A 13,909-nucleotide genomic window follows, 5' to 3' on the forward strand; every position below is an offset into this window, starting at 1 on the left:
TTGCTACCTCAGCGTCAAGCCGTGCACAGGTCCGGAACCGCGACCTTGGCGAAGCAGGGTGGCCGGGCCACGACGGATGCCGGGTGTGCCTTGAGCCCGTCCTGGAACTCGGGCGTTCTGAAGGCATTGCGCCGTGCGGCCACGCGATCAAGGACGGCACGGTTGAGGTAGGTCGGGTTCTCGCCGATCGCGTGATGCAACTGCGTCAAGATGAAGTCCGGTTGGCGCTTCATGGACAGCGAATCGGCGGCCCATGCCGCAAGCAACGCGGCCTCGTCTTCCGGCCCCATCGTCAGGGGATTGTCCATAGCGATGGGGCCGGTGTCGATATCTGCCTGGCGGGCTACCGGATAAATGGGGTTGGGCGGTTCGAATCGAGGCATGGCGCAGATCCTTCGCGGTAATAGGGGAGCGCGGTTCGCTGCCCTTTGTTCGCGGAGCCATTCTATGCAGGGGTGGTGCCAGTTTCTGGCACCATTCGAACGCGCTTGTTGCATAGCATCGTTTCGAACCAGGGTTTGAACGAGCGAATGCCCGACACATCATCAGCTACTGCGGCAGTCCTTCGACGATGTACGCATTCGTGTGGCCGGAGCGCTGGCGGAACGGGCGGATTCGGGCGTACTCGGGCGAGTTGTACCACGCGCGGGCCAGGTCGAGGCTGTCGAACTCGATGATGATCAGACGATGGTTCGGCGGATTGCCCTCCAGCCCATCCACATGGCCCGCACGCACGATGTAACGTCCGCTGTAGCGTTTGAATGTTGCATCCACCTGATCGCGGTATGGCTTAATGCCTTCCGGATCGGTGAGTTCGAAGTCGGCGATGTAGTACGCCGGCGTTTTGCCATGCGTGAGTGGGGATTCGGAAGTTGGCGTTTGAGCATGCGCGGCCAACACACTCATGGTCAATGTAGCGGTCGCGCCGATTGCGGCAAGCAAGGTGTGTTTCCGTTTCATGCAGGGAACTCCGTCGTGAGCAGGGTCAATCAACCGCCTTCGGTTGCCGCGCTTTGGCGCTGAGCTGTACGGGCGTCGTCTCGATCAGCGTGCGCGACTGGATCATCCGCTGTGTGAGTGCGACATATTTCTTGAAGTGCGGAGCTTCGATATGCGCCCGATAGGCTTCGTCGCTGGCATAGATCTCGAAGAAACGCAGATGGTTCGGCTTGTCCTTGACGGCGACCGAGTAGATGGCGAGCACGCCGGGTTCGAGCCGGACGGAGTCGTCCATCTCTTCCTTGACGATCGCTTTGTAGGTCTCCAGTTGTGCCGGATCGATCACTAGTTCGGCGATGCGCACTACGGTCTTGTCCGGTTCCTGGGCATGCAGCACGTTCGTTCCGGGGCTGCAGAGCGTGGCTGCGGCAAGCAGCCATGTTCTCAACCGAATGCGACGTTCAGGCATATGAGGTCTCGCTGGTTTGGTTGATGGAGGGCGAAGTTTTCGGATGGCGTGTTCGAGCGGGACTGTGCGATCACGCCTCGACGCGTTTCGGCAGTTCCGAGGCGAGGACATCGATAGCCAGACGGCAGCGCAGCGGAAGATACTGCGCTGCCGGCCAAACGGCGTAGCCCTCGACGACGGCCGTCGGCCGATGTCCCCAGATCTCGACCAGTTCGCCACGTCGCATCCGGTCGCGAATCAGCCAGTAGGGAATCCAGGCCAGGCCCATGCCGTCGACAGCGGCATCGGCGATTGCCTCGAGATCGTCGAAACGCAAGCGCGAAGTGGGCTGAAAATCGACAAGCGTATCGGTCGCGTCAGGAAGCTGCCAGAGCAAACCGTGCTCGTTGCGCCAGTAGGGGAGCAGGTCGTGTTTCGCAAGATCGGCCAGCGTGTGCGGCTCGCCTCTCGTTGCGAGATAGGCAGGCGATGCACACAGTACCTTGCGCTGGTTGACCAGCAGGCGTGCTCGCAGCGTGGTGCCGGTACCCGCCACGCCGTTGCGCACCGCGAGATCGAAACCCTCGGCGATCACGTCGACCTGACGATCGCTGAAGTTCAATTCCAGTTCGAGCTTCGGATGCGCTCGCGCGTACGATCGCAGGATCGGGGCGACACAGTAGCGGCCGAACAGCGTGGGGAGCGTGACGCGCAACTTCCCGACCACTTCCCGGCGGCCGTTTTCCAGCATGGTTTCCGCAGCGCGCATCTCTTCGATTGCTCGAAGGCAGCGCTCGTAATATTGCTGTCCGTCCTCGGTCAGACACTGATTCCTGGTTGTGCGCTGAAACAACTGCACCCCGAGCCGCTCCTCGAGACGCGCGATAGCCTTTCCGACCGCCGAGCGCGTCAGCGAAAGCCGTTCACCGGCTTTCGCAAAGCCGCCTGCTTCGACGACCTCCACAAACAATTGCACGCCATCGAATCGGTCACGCACAGATCTGCTCCGCGATTGTAGAAATTAAGGAAGCACAGATGGGAATTATTTCCACCCATGCTTCTCAAAATTCTACTTTAAAGTGTTCAACCAGCAACGAGATTTTCGGGTGCGCTTGTGACGCGCTGCCCATTCAACCGACTCTCGAGACGCGCAAACCTTCAAGGCAAGGACAAACACCGGTGTTGATTTCAATCGTGCATGACAGTGGCTACGGCCACACCGCGCGCGTGGCAGAGGCCGTCGCGGAAGGAGTTCGGCAGATCCATGGGGCCGAGGTGAAGCTGTTTGCAGTCGCTGATGGCGTCGATTGGGCAACGCTCGAAGCGAGCCACGCGATTATCTTCGGTTCGCCGACCTACAACGGCATGATCAGCGCCCGGCTCAAGCAGTTCTTCGAGGATTCCACGAAGGCTGCATGGACCGCACTGAAATGGCGCAACAAGATCGCCGCAGGGTTCACGAACTCCGGTGCGCAGCACGGCGACAAGCTGAACTCGCTGGTATCGATGGCGCTGTTCGCCGCACAGCACGGGATGATCTGGGTTGGCCTCGACCTCATGCCCGGCAACAACAGCAGCACCGCCAGCGCTGACGATCTGAACCGGCTGGGCAGCTGGCTGGGTGTCATGACCCATGCGAACGTGGATCAGGCACCCGATGTAGCGCCGCCGGCAAGCGACCTCATGACAGCCCAGTACCTCGGTCGCCGCGTGGCGACGATAGCCGGCCGCCTCCAACCCGCCTGAACCGTTCTGCATCGCTTAAGGAAAACCAACGATGAAACTGCTTTGCCTCGATGTCCCCCAGCCGGGCGCCAGCCTCGAGAAATACCAGCCACACATGCAGGACGAAGCCCGCCATGCGTGGCAGATGTACAAAGGGGGCATCATCCGCGACATCTATTTTCGACAGGACCGTCCCGGTGTCGCCATCATCGCGGAAGCCGAGTCTGTCGAGGCCGCAAGAATTGCGCTTGCTGAGTTTCCGCTGGCCAAGGCCGGTCTGATCGGCTGGGACGTCATCCCCCTTGGCCCCTTCACGAACTGGGAGGCCCTGTTCGCTCCCGGCATTGCCTGAGTCTGGGACGTCGGGTGTATCACGACTGGTCATGTCACCGCGTATGACCTGATCGAGCCATCTTTCTACCGTGGTCGCGCGACGCGCGACGAGGACCACACTTCATGAACGCAACAGGATTCGCAGCTTATTCGGCCAACGATCCGCTCCAGCATCTCGACTTCAAGCGGCGAGCTCCGCGGTCAGACGATGTGGTGATCGATATCCTCTTTTGCGGCGTCTGTCATACCGATCTGCACATGGCACGCAACCACGGCGGCTTTACCACCTATCCGATCGTGCCTGGCCACGAGATCATAGGACGCGTGCGCCAGGTCGGCGAGAACGTGACTCGCTTCAAGGTGGGCGAGATGGTCGGCGTCGGTTGCATGGTCGATTCCTGTCAGCACTGCCAACCTTGTCTGAAGGGATGGGAGCAAGACTGCGTCGAGGGTTCCACGTTCAGTTACAACAGCGTCGATCGGCAGGACGGCAGCATCACGTATGGCGGCTACTCGGACGTGATTGTCGTGCGCGACAAGTTCGTACTGTCTCTCCCCGACGGCCTTGATCCAGCAGGCGCGGCACCGCTCCTTTGCGCCGGCATCACAACATGGTCGCCGCTGCTCCATTGGAATGTTGGGGCGGAGAGCAAGGTCGCGGTCATTGGGCTCGGCGGGCTCGGTCACATGGCCTTGAAACTGGCCAAGGCGCTTGGTGCCGATGTCACGCTGTTCACCCGTTCGGCGGGCAAGGAAGACGATGCGGTCCGCCTCGGTGCCGATCATGTGGTGCTGTCGAACGACCCCGAACAGATGAAGGCCGTTACCGGCCGATTCGACGTGGTCATTGACACGGTCCCTTATGATCACGACGTCAATCCTTATATGCCGACCCTTGCGTTGGAAGGCGTGCTGGTACTAGTCGGCTACATGGGGCCACTCAGCACCCCGGTGAATGCCGGATCGGTGGTGCGTGGCCGCAAGGCGATCTCGGGGTCGTTCATCGGTGGCCTGCGCGATACCCAGCAAATGCTCGATTTCTGCGGCGAGCACGGCATCGTCTCGGACGTCGAGATCATCCCTATCCAGAAGATCAACGAAGCCTATGAGCGCATGTTGAAAAGCGACGTGAAATATCGTTTCGTCATTGACATGACTTCACTCGAAACCTCAGGACAGCAAGCATGAACAGCACCCGCATCAAACCTATCCTGTGCGTGGTCACCAGTCACCCGATCCGCGGCGATTCGGGCGAGCCGACCGGTTTTGCGATGGTCGAGTTGACGCATCCGCTTGCCGTGTTCGAAGAAGCCGGCATCCCGGTGGAAATCGCCTCGATTCGTGGCGGTCATCCGCCAATCGACTTCTTCGATCTGACGGATCCCATCAATGATCGCTACTGGCAGGACAAGCATTTTCGCGACGAGCTCGCCCATTCACGCGTGCTCGGCGATCTCGAACCATCACACTATTCGGCCGTTTTCTTTGCCGGTGGTCACGGCACGATGTGGGACTTCGCCGACAGCCCGGCTGTGCAGAAAGTCGTTCGCGAGATCTGGGAAGCCGGCGGCATCGTGTCGGCGGTCTGTCACGGACCGGCTGCGCTGGTTAACGCGACGCTCTCCGACGGCAGCTACCTTGTAGCCGGCAAGAATCTTGCGTGTTTCACCGACGAAGAGGAAGCCGAGGTCAACTACACGAAGGTCGTGCCCTATCTGCTGGCGAGCACGCTGAAGCAGCGCGGTGCGATGCACCGTCCTGCGCCGAACTGGAGCGAGAATGTCGTCATCGACGGGCGCCTCGTGACCGGCCAGAATCCGGCGTCCGCGCATGCCGTGGGGCACGCAGTCGTCAACCAGCTCAACGTCGGCCAGACGGCCTGAAGACGGAGCCAATCGTTGGACTGGCGATTGCCACGTCCTGATCCAGGCTGCGGATCGCGGAATCGGTAGTGAATTCGGTCGTGTTTGATTGTCGGCATTGTCGGCGGGTAATTGTAGACCGGGCGCCTGGTCATCCAGCCGCCTTGAGCCAATGCTCGAGAGCAGACATGCGCTGCAACGGTTTGCGTCACACCGCACGACGAAACAGGAGATGCGGCATGATCAAGCGAAAACTTGGCCAAGGGCTTGAAGTATCGGCTTTATCTCTCGGGGCGATGGGCTACGGCAAGGCGCGTGAATTGCCCGACCGCGCAGAGATGATCGCCCTCATTCGCGCGGCCGTCGAGCGTGGCATGGATTTCTTCGACACCGCAGAAGTCTATGGCCCGTGGACCAATGAAGAGATGGTGGGCGAAGCCCTCGCACCAATGCGTAACAAGGTCAGGATCGCGACCAAGTTCGGCTGGGACATCGATCAGGACACGGGCGAACACCGGGGCGGAGTCAACAGCAAACCGGCTCAGATCCGCCGGTCCATCGAGGGCAGCTTGCGGCGCCTGCGTACTGATCATATCGATTTGTACTATCAGCACAGGGTTGACCCCGAAGTGCCGATGGAAGACGTCGCAGGCACGGTGAAAGATTTGATAGCCGAGGGCAAGGTGCTGTGGTTCGGCATGTCCGAGGCAAGTGCGCAATCGATTCGCCGCGCGCATGCGGTGCAGCCGCTCGCGGCGCTGCAGAGCGAGTATTCGCTGTGGACCCGCGAGCCCGAGGCGGAGATCATCCCGACGCTCGAAGAGCTGGGTATCGGGCTGGTGCCGTATAGCCCGCTTGGCAAGGGTTTTCTGACAGGCAGGATCGACGTCGACACCACGTTCGACAGCTCCGACATCCGTGCGCAAACGCCGCGGTTTGCCGAAGAGGCTCGCGTCGCGAACCAGAAGCTGGTGGATCTCATCCGACGAATCGGACAAAAACACGGCGCGACACCCGCCCAGATAGCGCTCGCGTGGTTGCTGTCACAGAAGCCGTGGATCGTGCCGCTGTTCGGCACGCGCAAGCTCGAACGCTTCGAGGAGAACATCGGTGCGCTGAGCGTGACGCTGGATCAGGACGACCTCGACGTGATCCGGCAGGCGAACATCTGCGTCAAGGGGGCTCGGTACCCGGAGGCCATGCTGCGCTTTTCCGGGCAATAGACCGGACGTGATCGCCACAACGGCGTGTATTGGCGGACGATGTGCGATGCCGGCATGCGCTCCGGGATTGCAGGAGATCGGCCGGTTTGCGTCGGTCGTGCGGGTCCAGCCCGTGGCAGACATTTCAACTGCAGTAGAGGGGTGCGGCAATGAAGATCGTGGGAATCGAAGAACATGTCCTGCCGGCCGATATCAAGGACGCGTGGCTGACCATCCCCGGCGCAGACGACGGTAGCCTGGACCTCAACACGGCGGTCCTCGACGAGCGCCTCGCCGACCTCGGCGAGAAACGACTGGCTCTGATGGACGAAACTGGCGTTGAGCAGCAGGTTCTGTCGTTGACCACACCCGGGTTGAACAATCTCGGGAACCACGGCACTGGCCTGGCTCGACGCGTGAACGACCTGTTGGCTGAAACCGTGCACCGCAATCCGGCGCGCTTCCAGGCACTCGCCGCGCTACCGTTTGCCAGTCCGCATGCTGCGGCCAACGAACTGCGTCGAGCCGTGACGGAGCTGGGCGCCAAGGGCGCTATTCTCTACGGCCGCGTGGGGAGCAGGCATCTCGATGACTCGCTGTTTGAACCTACCTATGCGTGAGCGGCCGAGCTTCGTGTCCCGTTGCTGATTCATCCGCAGATTCCGCAGGCCGTCGTGCGAGATGCATACTACGGCGGCTTTTCGCCATCGATCGATCTGGCTTTTTCGACATTCGGTCTCGGTTGGCATTACGAGGCCGGAATCGAATTCCTGCGCATGGTTCTCGCTGGCGTTTTCGACCGTTATCCCGATCTGCAGGTGATTCTCGGACACTGGGGGGAGGTTGTGATCTTCTATCTCGAGCGGCTTGCCATGCTGGATCGGGTGTCGAATTTGCAAAAGCCGCTTGTTGAATACGTGCGAGGCAATCTCTATCTGACGTCGAGCGGCATGTTCAGCGAAAGCTATCTGCGACGGGCGATTGAAGCAGTCGGTCCGGATCGCATTCTTTTCTCCACTGATTATCCATACCAGTACCGTGCGGGCGGCGACGCCAGGAATTTCGTAAACGGGCTCGCTCTTGATGGTGGCGACAAGGCCAAATTTGCTCACCGGAATTGGGAACGGTTGTGCCAGGGAGCGACACCGCGCAGCCCGGAATGATGACGCGAAGTCGGGGGACGTGCTTAGTGGGCCGTGAAGCCCCCATCGATCGGCAAGCCGACGCCCACGACGAAGCTCGCACCGGGACTGCACAGCCATAGTACGGCGGCGGCCACTTCATCTGCTCGTCCGAGGCGACCGATGGACTGGTCCTTCAGTATCACTTTCATGGCATCGGCTTGCCCCGTCAGCATGTCCTGCACCATCGGCGTATCGATGGTGCCGGGACAAACGGCGTTGATGCGTATGCCGCGGGACGCGTATTCGACACCAGCGCTCTTCGTCATCCCCAGCACGGCATGCTTCGTGCCGTGATAGGCGGCACGCTCAGGCAGGCCGACCAGCCCGCCGAGCGACGAGTTGTTGACGATCGCGCCGGATCCCTGGGCGCGCATTATGCGCAGTTCGTGCTTCATGCTTGCCCAGACGCCGAACTGGTTGACTGCTACCACGCGCTGGAAATGCTCGGCCGGCTCGTCCGCCGCATCGCTGGGCGGCACCTGGATGCCGGCGTTGTTGAATGCCATGTCGAGCCGGCCATACTCGGCGACCGCGTGGTCGACTGCAGCAGCGACCTGGGCTTCGTCGGTGACGTCGCACGCGATACCTGTTGCGATGCCGCCTTCGTCGACGATATTTTGCGCTTCCCGCAAGGCGAGGTTCCCGTCACGATCGGCCAGGACCACGGAGGCCCCGCTTTGCGCAAATGCACGGGCTGCAGCGAGACCCATGCCCATCGCAGCCCCGGTTACGAAGGCCACCTGACCTTTGAAGTCATAGATCGGATTCATGTTCCATTTCCCTGATGGAAGACCGTCGAAGTCGATGTATTTCGCTTTCAGTTACGTGGCAAAGTAAGGGTCGGTGGACCATCAGGAAGCGGCGGAACGATCCCATCGACTGGATGAGGGATATAGGGCGCCTCCAGCGCGTTGATTTCATCGCCGGTCAACGAGAAGTCGAGCGCGCGGATCGCCGTTGCAAGATGCTCAGGCTTCGTCGCTCCGATGATCGGAGCGGTCACACCGGGCTTCGCCAGCAGCCACGCGAGCGCGACGTGCGCCCGTGGAACGCCATGATCGTCGGCAAGCCTGGCGACCACGTCGATCACCTTCCGGTCCTGCGCCTCCGTATTCAGATACATCTGGATCGCGAACGCATCGTTCTTCGTTCGATGTGTGCTTTCGCTCCAGTCGCGCGTCAGCCTGCCTCGCGCCATCGGGCTCCATGGAATGACGCCGACGCCCTGGTCCATGCAAAGCGGCAGCATCTCGCGCTCCTCCTCGCGATAGAGCAGGTTGTACTGCGGTTGCATGGAGATGAAACGTGTCCAGCCGTTGCGCTCCGCAACGTGCTGCATCTTGGCGAAACGCCATGCTTCCATTGACGAGGCGCCGAGGTAGCGCGCTTTTCCGGCTTTGACGATGTCGTGCAGCGCCTCCATCGTCTCTTCGACCGGCGTGCCGGGATCGAAGCGATGAATCTGGTACAGATCGACGTAGTCCATGCCGAGTCGCTTCAGGCTGTCGTCAATCGACTGGAACAGCGCCTTGCGCGAAAGGAAACCGGTATTGGGCGAATTTCTCCACGGAAAGAATGCCTTCGTTGCGACGACGATTTCTTCGCGTCGCGCCATGTCGCGAAGTGCGCGCCCGACAATTTCCTCGGAACCGCCGCCGGAATAGATGTTCGCCGTATCGAAGAAGTTGATTCCTGCCTCGAGTGCCTGACGAAAAAACGGGCGAGACGCCTCTTCATCCAACGACCACGGTTGGGGCAGTCGGGCGGGTTCCCCGTAACTCATGCAGCCCAGACAAAGGCGCGAGACCTTGAGGCCGGTGCGGCCAAGATTGACGTATTGCATGTGCTTCTCCGAATGAGCGAGATTTTGAACAGCGACGATGCGCGATTACGAAACCGTGATGGCGACCCGGATAGGAAACCGGCCAGACGCACTTGTCGAGAGGTAACGCCGCGCTCGCCTGTCATGTGAGATGCGCGTCTCAAGCGGCTTCAGTAGATGAACGAAGTCTCATCGCGATGGGCAGGGCGAACAGGGCGAGAATCGCGCTGATGAGAAAGATGGCGCCGAGGCCCGTTACATTGGCAACGAGGCCGAGCAGAGGCGCAAAGACGCCGAGCGCGAGATCGATGAACGCAGTGTAGATGCCCATGGCCAGCCCTCTGGCGTCCGTTGGCGCCCTTGCTACAGCCTCCATGCCGAAACCGGGATAGATGAGCGCGTAGCCGAATCCCGCAAGCGTCGTTCCCGCAAACGCCAGCCATGCAACCGGGGCGGCCCAGACGAGCGCCATGCCGAAGCTGTAGAGGGCGACGAAGATGACCGCAGTACGGGCTCCGCCGAGGCGATCGGGCAATGCACCGAAAAAAACCCGCGCAACCATCAGCGCAGCGGCGAATGCTGTAAAGGAGAGCCATGCGGGTTGCCAGCCGCGTTGAACGAACAGCAGCACGGAGAACGCGGTCATGATGCCGTAGCCGAGGCCGGGAAATGCCATGCCGAGTCCTGGCAGCCAGACGGCTTTCAGTACTTTCCCGACGGCTTCTGCATTGCTGGACTGGGTTCTGGCATCCGAAACCGGGCTGACCAGCAGCATCGTCACGACCGCGCCGGCGGAAGTGGCGAGCCCGATCGAAGCAAATCCGAATGCGTCGAACAGAAAGCTGCCGAGCGGTGCGCCGGCCGCCAGTGCGACGAACATCGACGTTCCGATCCACGCGATCGTTTTGCCGGCATGGCCCGGACCGGCGAGAGCGAGGCACCAGCTTTGCGAGCCGGTCATGATGAAACTCTCGGCGGCACCGAGCAGCGTGCGGCCCATGAGCAGGATCGCGATGGACAGTGACGGGTTGCCGGAGAACGTCAGCGACAACAGGTACAGGAGTCCGGCCGTCGCGGACAGTCCAAGACCGGTGGAAACGGCGAACTTCGGTCCGCGCCGGTCTGCAATCGCACCGGACCACAGGCGAGAGACCAGCGACGATGCGAACTGGGCGCCGGAGACCAGACCGACGGTGAATGTTCCGAAGCCTAGGTCGTGGTGAATGTGCAGCGGCAAAGCGGACAGCGCCGCGCCCGTGACCAGGAACACGGTGAATACGCAGCTCATCAGCGGAAGCAAAGAGCGGTCTGCCGCTGCCGAATGGTATTGCGGTGGTGTCACGGGTATTTCCATCGAGTGGTGAACGCGTCAGCGTCGATCGGTTCAGCGTCGGATCGGCGTATCGTGCGGGCTACTTGGCGTCGAATTTAGCGTAACGGTGCCTGTTTGTTTAGCCGGCGTTCGGTTGACGCACCAATGAGTTGTATTCACAAATGCGACGGTGACTGCGACGGATGCATCATCGATTCGTGCGGCGTCGCCGCCCGTTGTTGAGCGTCATTCACAGCGCCATCAAATGAACGGGGGCTTTCGACAACCATCGTTCCCGCTAAAGTCCTGTCGAGGCGCATCGTCGTGCGAGCCTGCGGGAGCGAGAACCGCCGCAGTTGCCGATGTGAGGCCACCAAACCGGAATCCGACAACCTACATCGGCGGCATCGGCATGCAATACGTACACCTCGGACGCTCGGGTCTGAAAGTCAGTCGTCTCTGTCTTGGCACCATGAATTTCGGTGATAGGGCGGACGAATCCACCAGCTTCGGGATCCTCGACACCGCGCTGGATTCGGGCATCAACTTCATCGATACGGCCGACGTGTACGGTGGCCCGCAGTCACCCGACCTTGAAAAGGGTTTCGGCATCTCCGAGGAGATCATCGGACGCTGGATCGCTCAAGGCGGCCGTCGCGAGCGCATCGTCCTTGCCACCAAGGTCTATCAGCCGATGGGTACCGGCCCGAACGACCGGCGCCTGTCGGCCTACCATATCCGCCGTGCCTGCGAGGACAGCCTGAAGCGGCTGAAGGTCGATCATATCGACCTCTACCAGATGCACCACGTCGACCGGTCGACGCCCTGGGAGGAAGTCTGGCAGGCGATGGAACTGTTGGTGCAGCAGGGTAAGGTGCTCTATATCGGCAGCTGCAATTTCGCCGGCTGGGACGTCGCGACCGCGCAAGCCGCGGCCCGTTCGCGTCAGTTCATGGGACTGATCGCCGAACAGAGTCTCTACAACCTTTCCGCGCGAACCGTTGAACTCGAACTGATCCCGTCGTGTCGTCATCATGGGCTGGGCTTGATTCCGTGGAGTCCGTTGGGGGGCGGGCTGCTGGGGGGCGTATTGCGCGGGACGCTCGAGGGGCGGCGCGCCACGCCCGACATGGCGCGCAAGATCGCGTGCCACCGGCAACAGCTGGAGGCATGGGAATCGCTGTGCGAGGACCTCGGCGAGCGCCCCGCGGACGTCGCATTGGCCTGGCTGCTCCATCATCCGGCGGTGACCGCGCCCATCGTGGGGCCGAGAACCGTGGAGCAGACGAGATCCGCATTGCGGGCGCTGGATATTGCACTGTCCGACGACACGCTTCGCTGCCTCGACGAAATCTGGCCAGGACCAGGGGGCGCCGCGCCTGAAGCTTATGCCTGGTGAACCGGGCCATCGAAAGAGCGTTCGCAGCCGGTCGACCGGCACGCGCCCGCTGCAACGAGAGGAGTGCAGACATATGGACGATTCGGAACAACTGAATGCGAGGAGACGTCACCTTCTGATCGCCGGCGCCGTCTCCGCTGTCACCCCTTTTCTGCCCGATACCGCCAACGCCATGTCGCCGGCCGGGGAGGCCGGGCCAAGCGAGTCGTCGCCGATGACGAGCACGATGCGCGTCGTCTTCAATGTCAACGGAAACGATCGACACCTCGACGTCGATCCTCGGACCACGTTGCTCGATGCGTTGCGGGAACACCTCCTTTTGACCGGTACGAAAAAGGGCTGCGATCACGGACAGTGTGGCGCATGCACGGTTCACGTGAACGGTATCCGGATCAATGGGTGCCTGAGCCTCGCGGTGATGCACGACGGCGACGCGATCACCACGATTGAGGGGTTGGGCACGCCGTCCGAACTTCATCGGATGCAGGCTGCGTTCATCAGGCACGACGGATATCAGTGCGGCTACTGCACGCCGGGTCAGATATGTTCGGCCGTTGCCGTGCTGGACGAAATCAAGGCCGGGGTGCCCAGTCATGTCACGGACGACCTGATGGCGCCCGCCGAGGCGACACGCGTCGAGATGCGCGAACGGATGAGCGGCAACCTCTGCCGTTGCGGTGCGTATTCGAACATCTCCGATGCGATGGCCGAAGTCGCGGGGAGCCGTGCATGAAGGCGTTTACCTACGAGAGGGCGAAAAGTGCTGCGGACGCGGCAAGCATCGTCGCACAGCGCCAGGGAGCAAAATTCATCGCTGGCGGCACGAACCTGCTGGACCTGATGAAACTGGAGATCGAGACGCCGACTCACCTCGTTGATATTCAGGACATCGGGCTCGATCATATCGACGACACACCGGAAGGCGGACTGCGAATCGGCACGCTCGTGACCAATACGGCGCTTGCGTCGCATCCTCGAGTGCGACGCGATTACGGGGTCCTGGTACGTGCGATCGTTGCGGGCGCATCCGGTCAGCTACGCAACAAGGCCACGACCGGCGGAAACCTGCTCCAGCGCACGCGTTGCCCGTATTTCTACGATCCGAATCTGCCGTGCAACAAGCGTATGCCCGGCTCCGGCTGCGCCGCGATCGGCGGATTCACGCGGCAGCTTGCTGTCGTCGGCGCGAGCGCCAGTTGCATTGCGACGTATCCGGGCGATATGGCCGTTGCATTGCGTGCACTCGATGCATCGGTGGAAACGGTTCGCGGCGACGGACAGACGAGGACGATCCCCATCGCCGATTTCCATCGATTGCCGGACACGACGCCGCATGTCGAGACTGCGCTCGTGCCCGGCGAGCTGATCACGGCAGTGACGCTTCCGCGCCCGATCGGCGGCCGTCACTTCTACCAGAAAGTCCGTGATCGGGCCTCCTATGCGTTTGCGCTCGTGTCGGTCGCTGCGATCGTTCATGAGGACGGCAGCGGCCGCGTCGCGCTGGGCGGTGTCGCACCGAAGCCGTGGCGGGTCGCATCCGCAGACGCAGCGATGCGGCACGGGGCTGCAGCCGTCGCGAATGCGTTGATGAAAGAGGCGCAGCCCACGCAGCAGAATGCGTTCAAGATTCCACTGGTGGAGCGCACGCTCGCCTATGTAATGGAACAAGCGAGAGGTTGATCC

The 13,909-nt window shown here is 61.5% G+C and carries 15 protein-coding genes and 1 pseudogene; 9 read left to right on the forward strand and 7 right to left on the reverse strand.

Annotation, left to right across the window (positions count from 1 at the left end; genetic code table 11):
* Positions 1-14: 14 nt before the first annotated feature.
* The 4 genes from DFS13_RS32995 to DFS13_RS33010 form a co-directional block, all read right to left on the reverse strand.
* Entirely contained in the window at positions 15-383 is a 369-nt protein-coding gene (locus DFS13_RS32995; RefSeq protein ID WP_111442637.1) for an antibiotic biosynthesis monooxygenase, read from the reverse strand.
* A gap of 166 nt (positions 384-549) precedes the next feature.
* Entirely contained in the window at positions 550-960 is a 411-nt protein-coding gene (locus tag DFS13_RS33000; RefSeq protein WP_059620112.1) for a DUF1330 domain-containing protein, read from the reverse strand.
* A 25-nt stretch (positions 961-985) separates the two neighbouring features.
* Positions 986-1,408, reverse strand: coding sequence for a putative quinol monooxygenase (locus tag DFS13_RS33005; protein ID WP_111442638.1), 423 nt, complete (start codon positions 1,406-1,408; stop codon positions 986-988).
* A 70-nt stretch (positions 1,409-1,478) separates the two neighbouring features.
* On the reverse strand, positions 1,479-2,384 hold the full coding sequence (locus DFS13_RS33010; protein WP_059620110.1) for a LysR family transcriptional regulator: 906 nt from the start codon (positions 2,382-2,384) through the stop codon (positions 1,479-1,481).
* A 182-nt stretch (positions 2,385-2,566) separates the two neighbouring features.
* Here DFS13_RS33010 and DFS13_RS33015 point away from each other — a divergent pair, with 182 nt between their 5' ends.
* The 6 genes and pseudogenes from DFS13_RS33015 (at position 2,567) to DFS13_RS33040 (ending at position 7,672) form a co-directional block, all read left to right on the forward strand.
* Entirely contained in the window at positions 2,567-3,133 is a 567-nt protein-coding gene (locus tag DFS13_RS33015) for a flavodoxin family protein (protein WP_059620109.1), read from the forward strand.
* A 31-nt stretch (positions 3,134-3,164) separates the two neighbouring features.
* Positions 3,165-3,464: a hypothetical protein gene (locus DFS13_RS33020; RefSeq protein WP_059620107.1), complete on the forward strand. Its 300-nt coding sequence runs from the start codon at positions 3,165-3,167 to the stop codon at positions 3,462-3,464.
* Positions 3,465-3,568: 104 nt separating this feature from the next.
* Positions 3,569-4,633, forward strand: a complete 1,065-nt coding sequence (locus DFS13_RS33025) for an NAD(P)-dependent alcohol dehydrogenase (RefSeq protein ID WP_059620105.1) — start codon at positions 3,569-3,571, stop codon at positions 4,631-4,633.
* Complete coding sequence (locus DFS13_RS33030) at positions 4,630-5,328, forward strand: type 1 glutamine amidotransferase domain-containing protein (protein ID WP_111442639.1); 699 nt, start codon at positions 4,630-4,632, stop codon at positions 5,326-5,328. Before DFS13_RS33025 ends, DFS13_RS33030 begins: the two co-directional genes overlap by 4 nt.
* Positions 5,329-5,546: 218 nt before the next feature.
* On the forward strand, positions 5,547-6,530 hold the full coding sequence (locus tag DFS13_RS33035; protein ID WP_059620102.1) for an aldo/keto reductase: 984 nt from the start codon (positions 5,547-5,549) through the stop codon (positions 6,528-6,530).
* Between the two features lie 302 nt (positions 6,531-6,832).
* Positions 6,833-7,672 (forward strand): annotated as a pseudogene (locus tag DFS13_RS33040) (amidohydrolase family protein).
* A gap of 23 nt (positions 7,673-7,695) precedes the next feature.
* Here DFS13_RS33040 and DFS13_RS33045 read toward each other — a convergent pair.
* The 3 genes from DFS13_RS33045 to DFS13_RS33055 form a co-directional block, all read right to left on the reverse strand.
* Complete coding sequence (locus DFS13_RS33045) at positions 7,696-8,463, reverse strand: glucose 1-dehydrogenase (protein WP_111442640.1); 768 nt, start codon at positions 8,461-8,463, stop codon at positions 7,696-7,698.
* Positions 8,464-8,510: 47 nt separating this feature from the next.
* Positions 8,511-9,536: an aldo/keto reductase gene (locus DFS13_RS33050; RefSeq protein WP_111442641.1), complete on the reverse strand. Its 1,026-nt coding sequence runs from the start codon at positions 9,534-9,536 to the stop codon at positions 8,511-8,513.
* A 139-nt stretch (positions 9,537-9,675) separates the two neighbouring features.
* Positions 9,676-10,869 (reverse strand): arabinose transporter, encoded by a 1,194-nt coding sequence (locus DFS13_RS33055; RefSeq protein WP_111442642.1) that lies wholly within the window; start codon positions 10,867-10,869, stop codon positions 9,676-9,678.
* A 370-nt stretch (positions 10,870-11,239) separates the two neighbouring features.
* Between DFS13_RS33055 and DFS13_RS33060 the strand changes: the two genes are divergently transcribed.
* The 3 genes from DFS13_RS33060 to DFS13_RS33070 all read left to right on the forward strand — a co-directional run bounded on the left by DFS13_RS33060 (position 11,240) and on the right by DFS13_RS33070 (position 13,906).
* Positions 11,240-12,226, forward strand: coding sequence for an aldo/keto reductase (locus DFS13_RS33060; RefSeq protein WP_059620092.1), 987 nt, complete (start codon positions 11,240-11,242; stop codon positions 12,224-12,226).
* Between the two features lie 73 nt (positions 12,227-12,299).
* Positions 12,300-12,959, forward strand: coding sequence for an aldehyde dehydrogenase iron-sulfur subunit PaoA (paoA, locus tag DFS13_RS33065; protein WP_059620090.1), 660 nt, complete (start codon positions 12,300-12,302; stop codon positions 12,957-12,959).
* Positions 12,956-13,906 (forward strand): xanthine dehydrogenase family protein subunit M, encoded by a 951-nt coding sequence (locus tag DFS13_RS33070; RefSeq protein WP_111442643.1) that lies wholly within the window; start codon positions 12,956-12,958, stop codon positions 13,904-13,906. Before paoA ends, DFS13_RS33070 begins: the two co-directional genes overlap by 4 nt.
* Positions 13,907-13,909: the final 3 nt, after the last annotated feature.

It is taken from the genome of Burkholderia sp. 28_3 (assembly GCF_003253915.1).
In the GTDB taxonomy this organism is placed as follows: Bacteria; Pseudomonadota; Gammaproteobacteria; order Burkholderiales; family Burkholderiaceae; genus Burkholderia; species Burkholderia cenocepacia.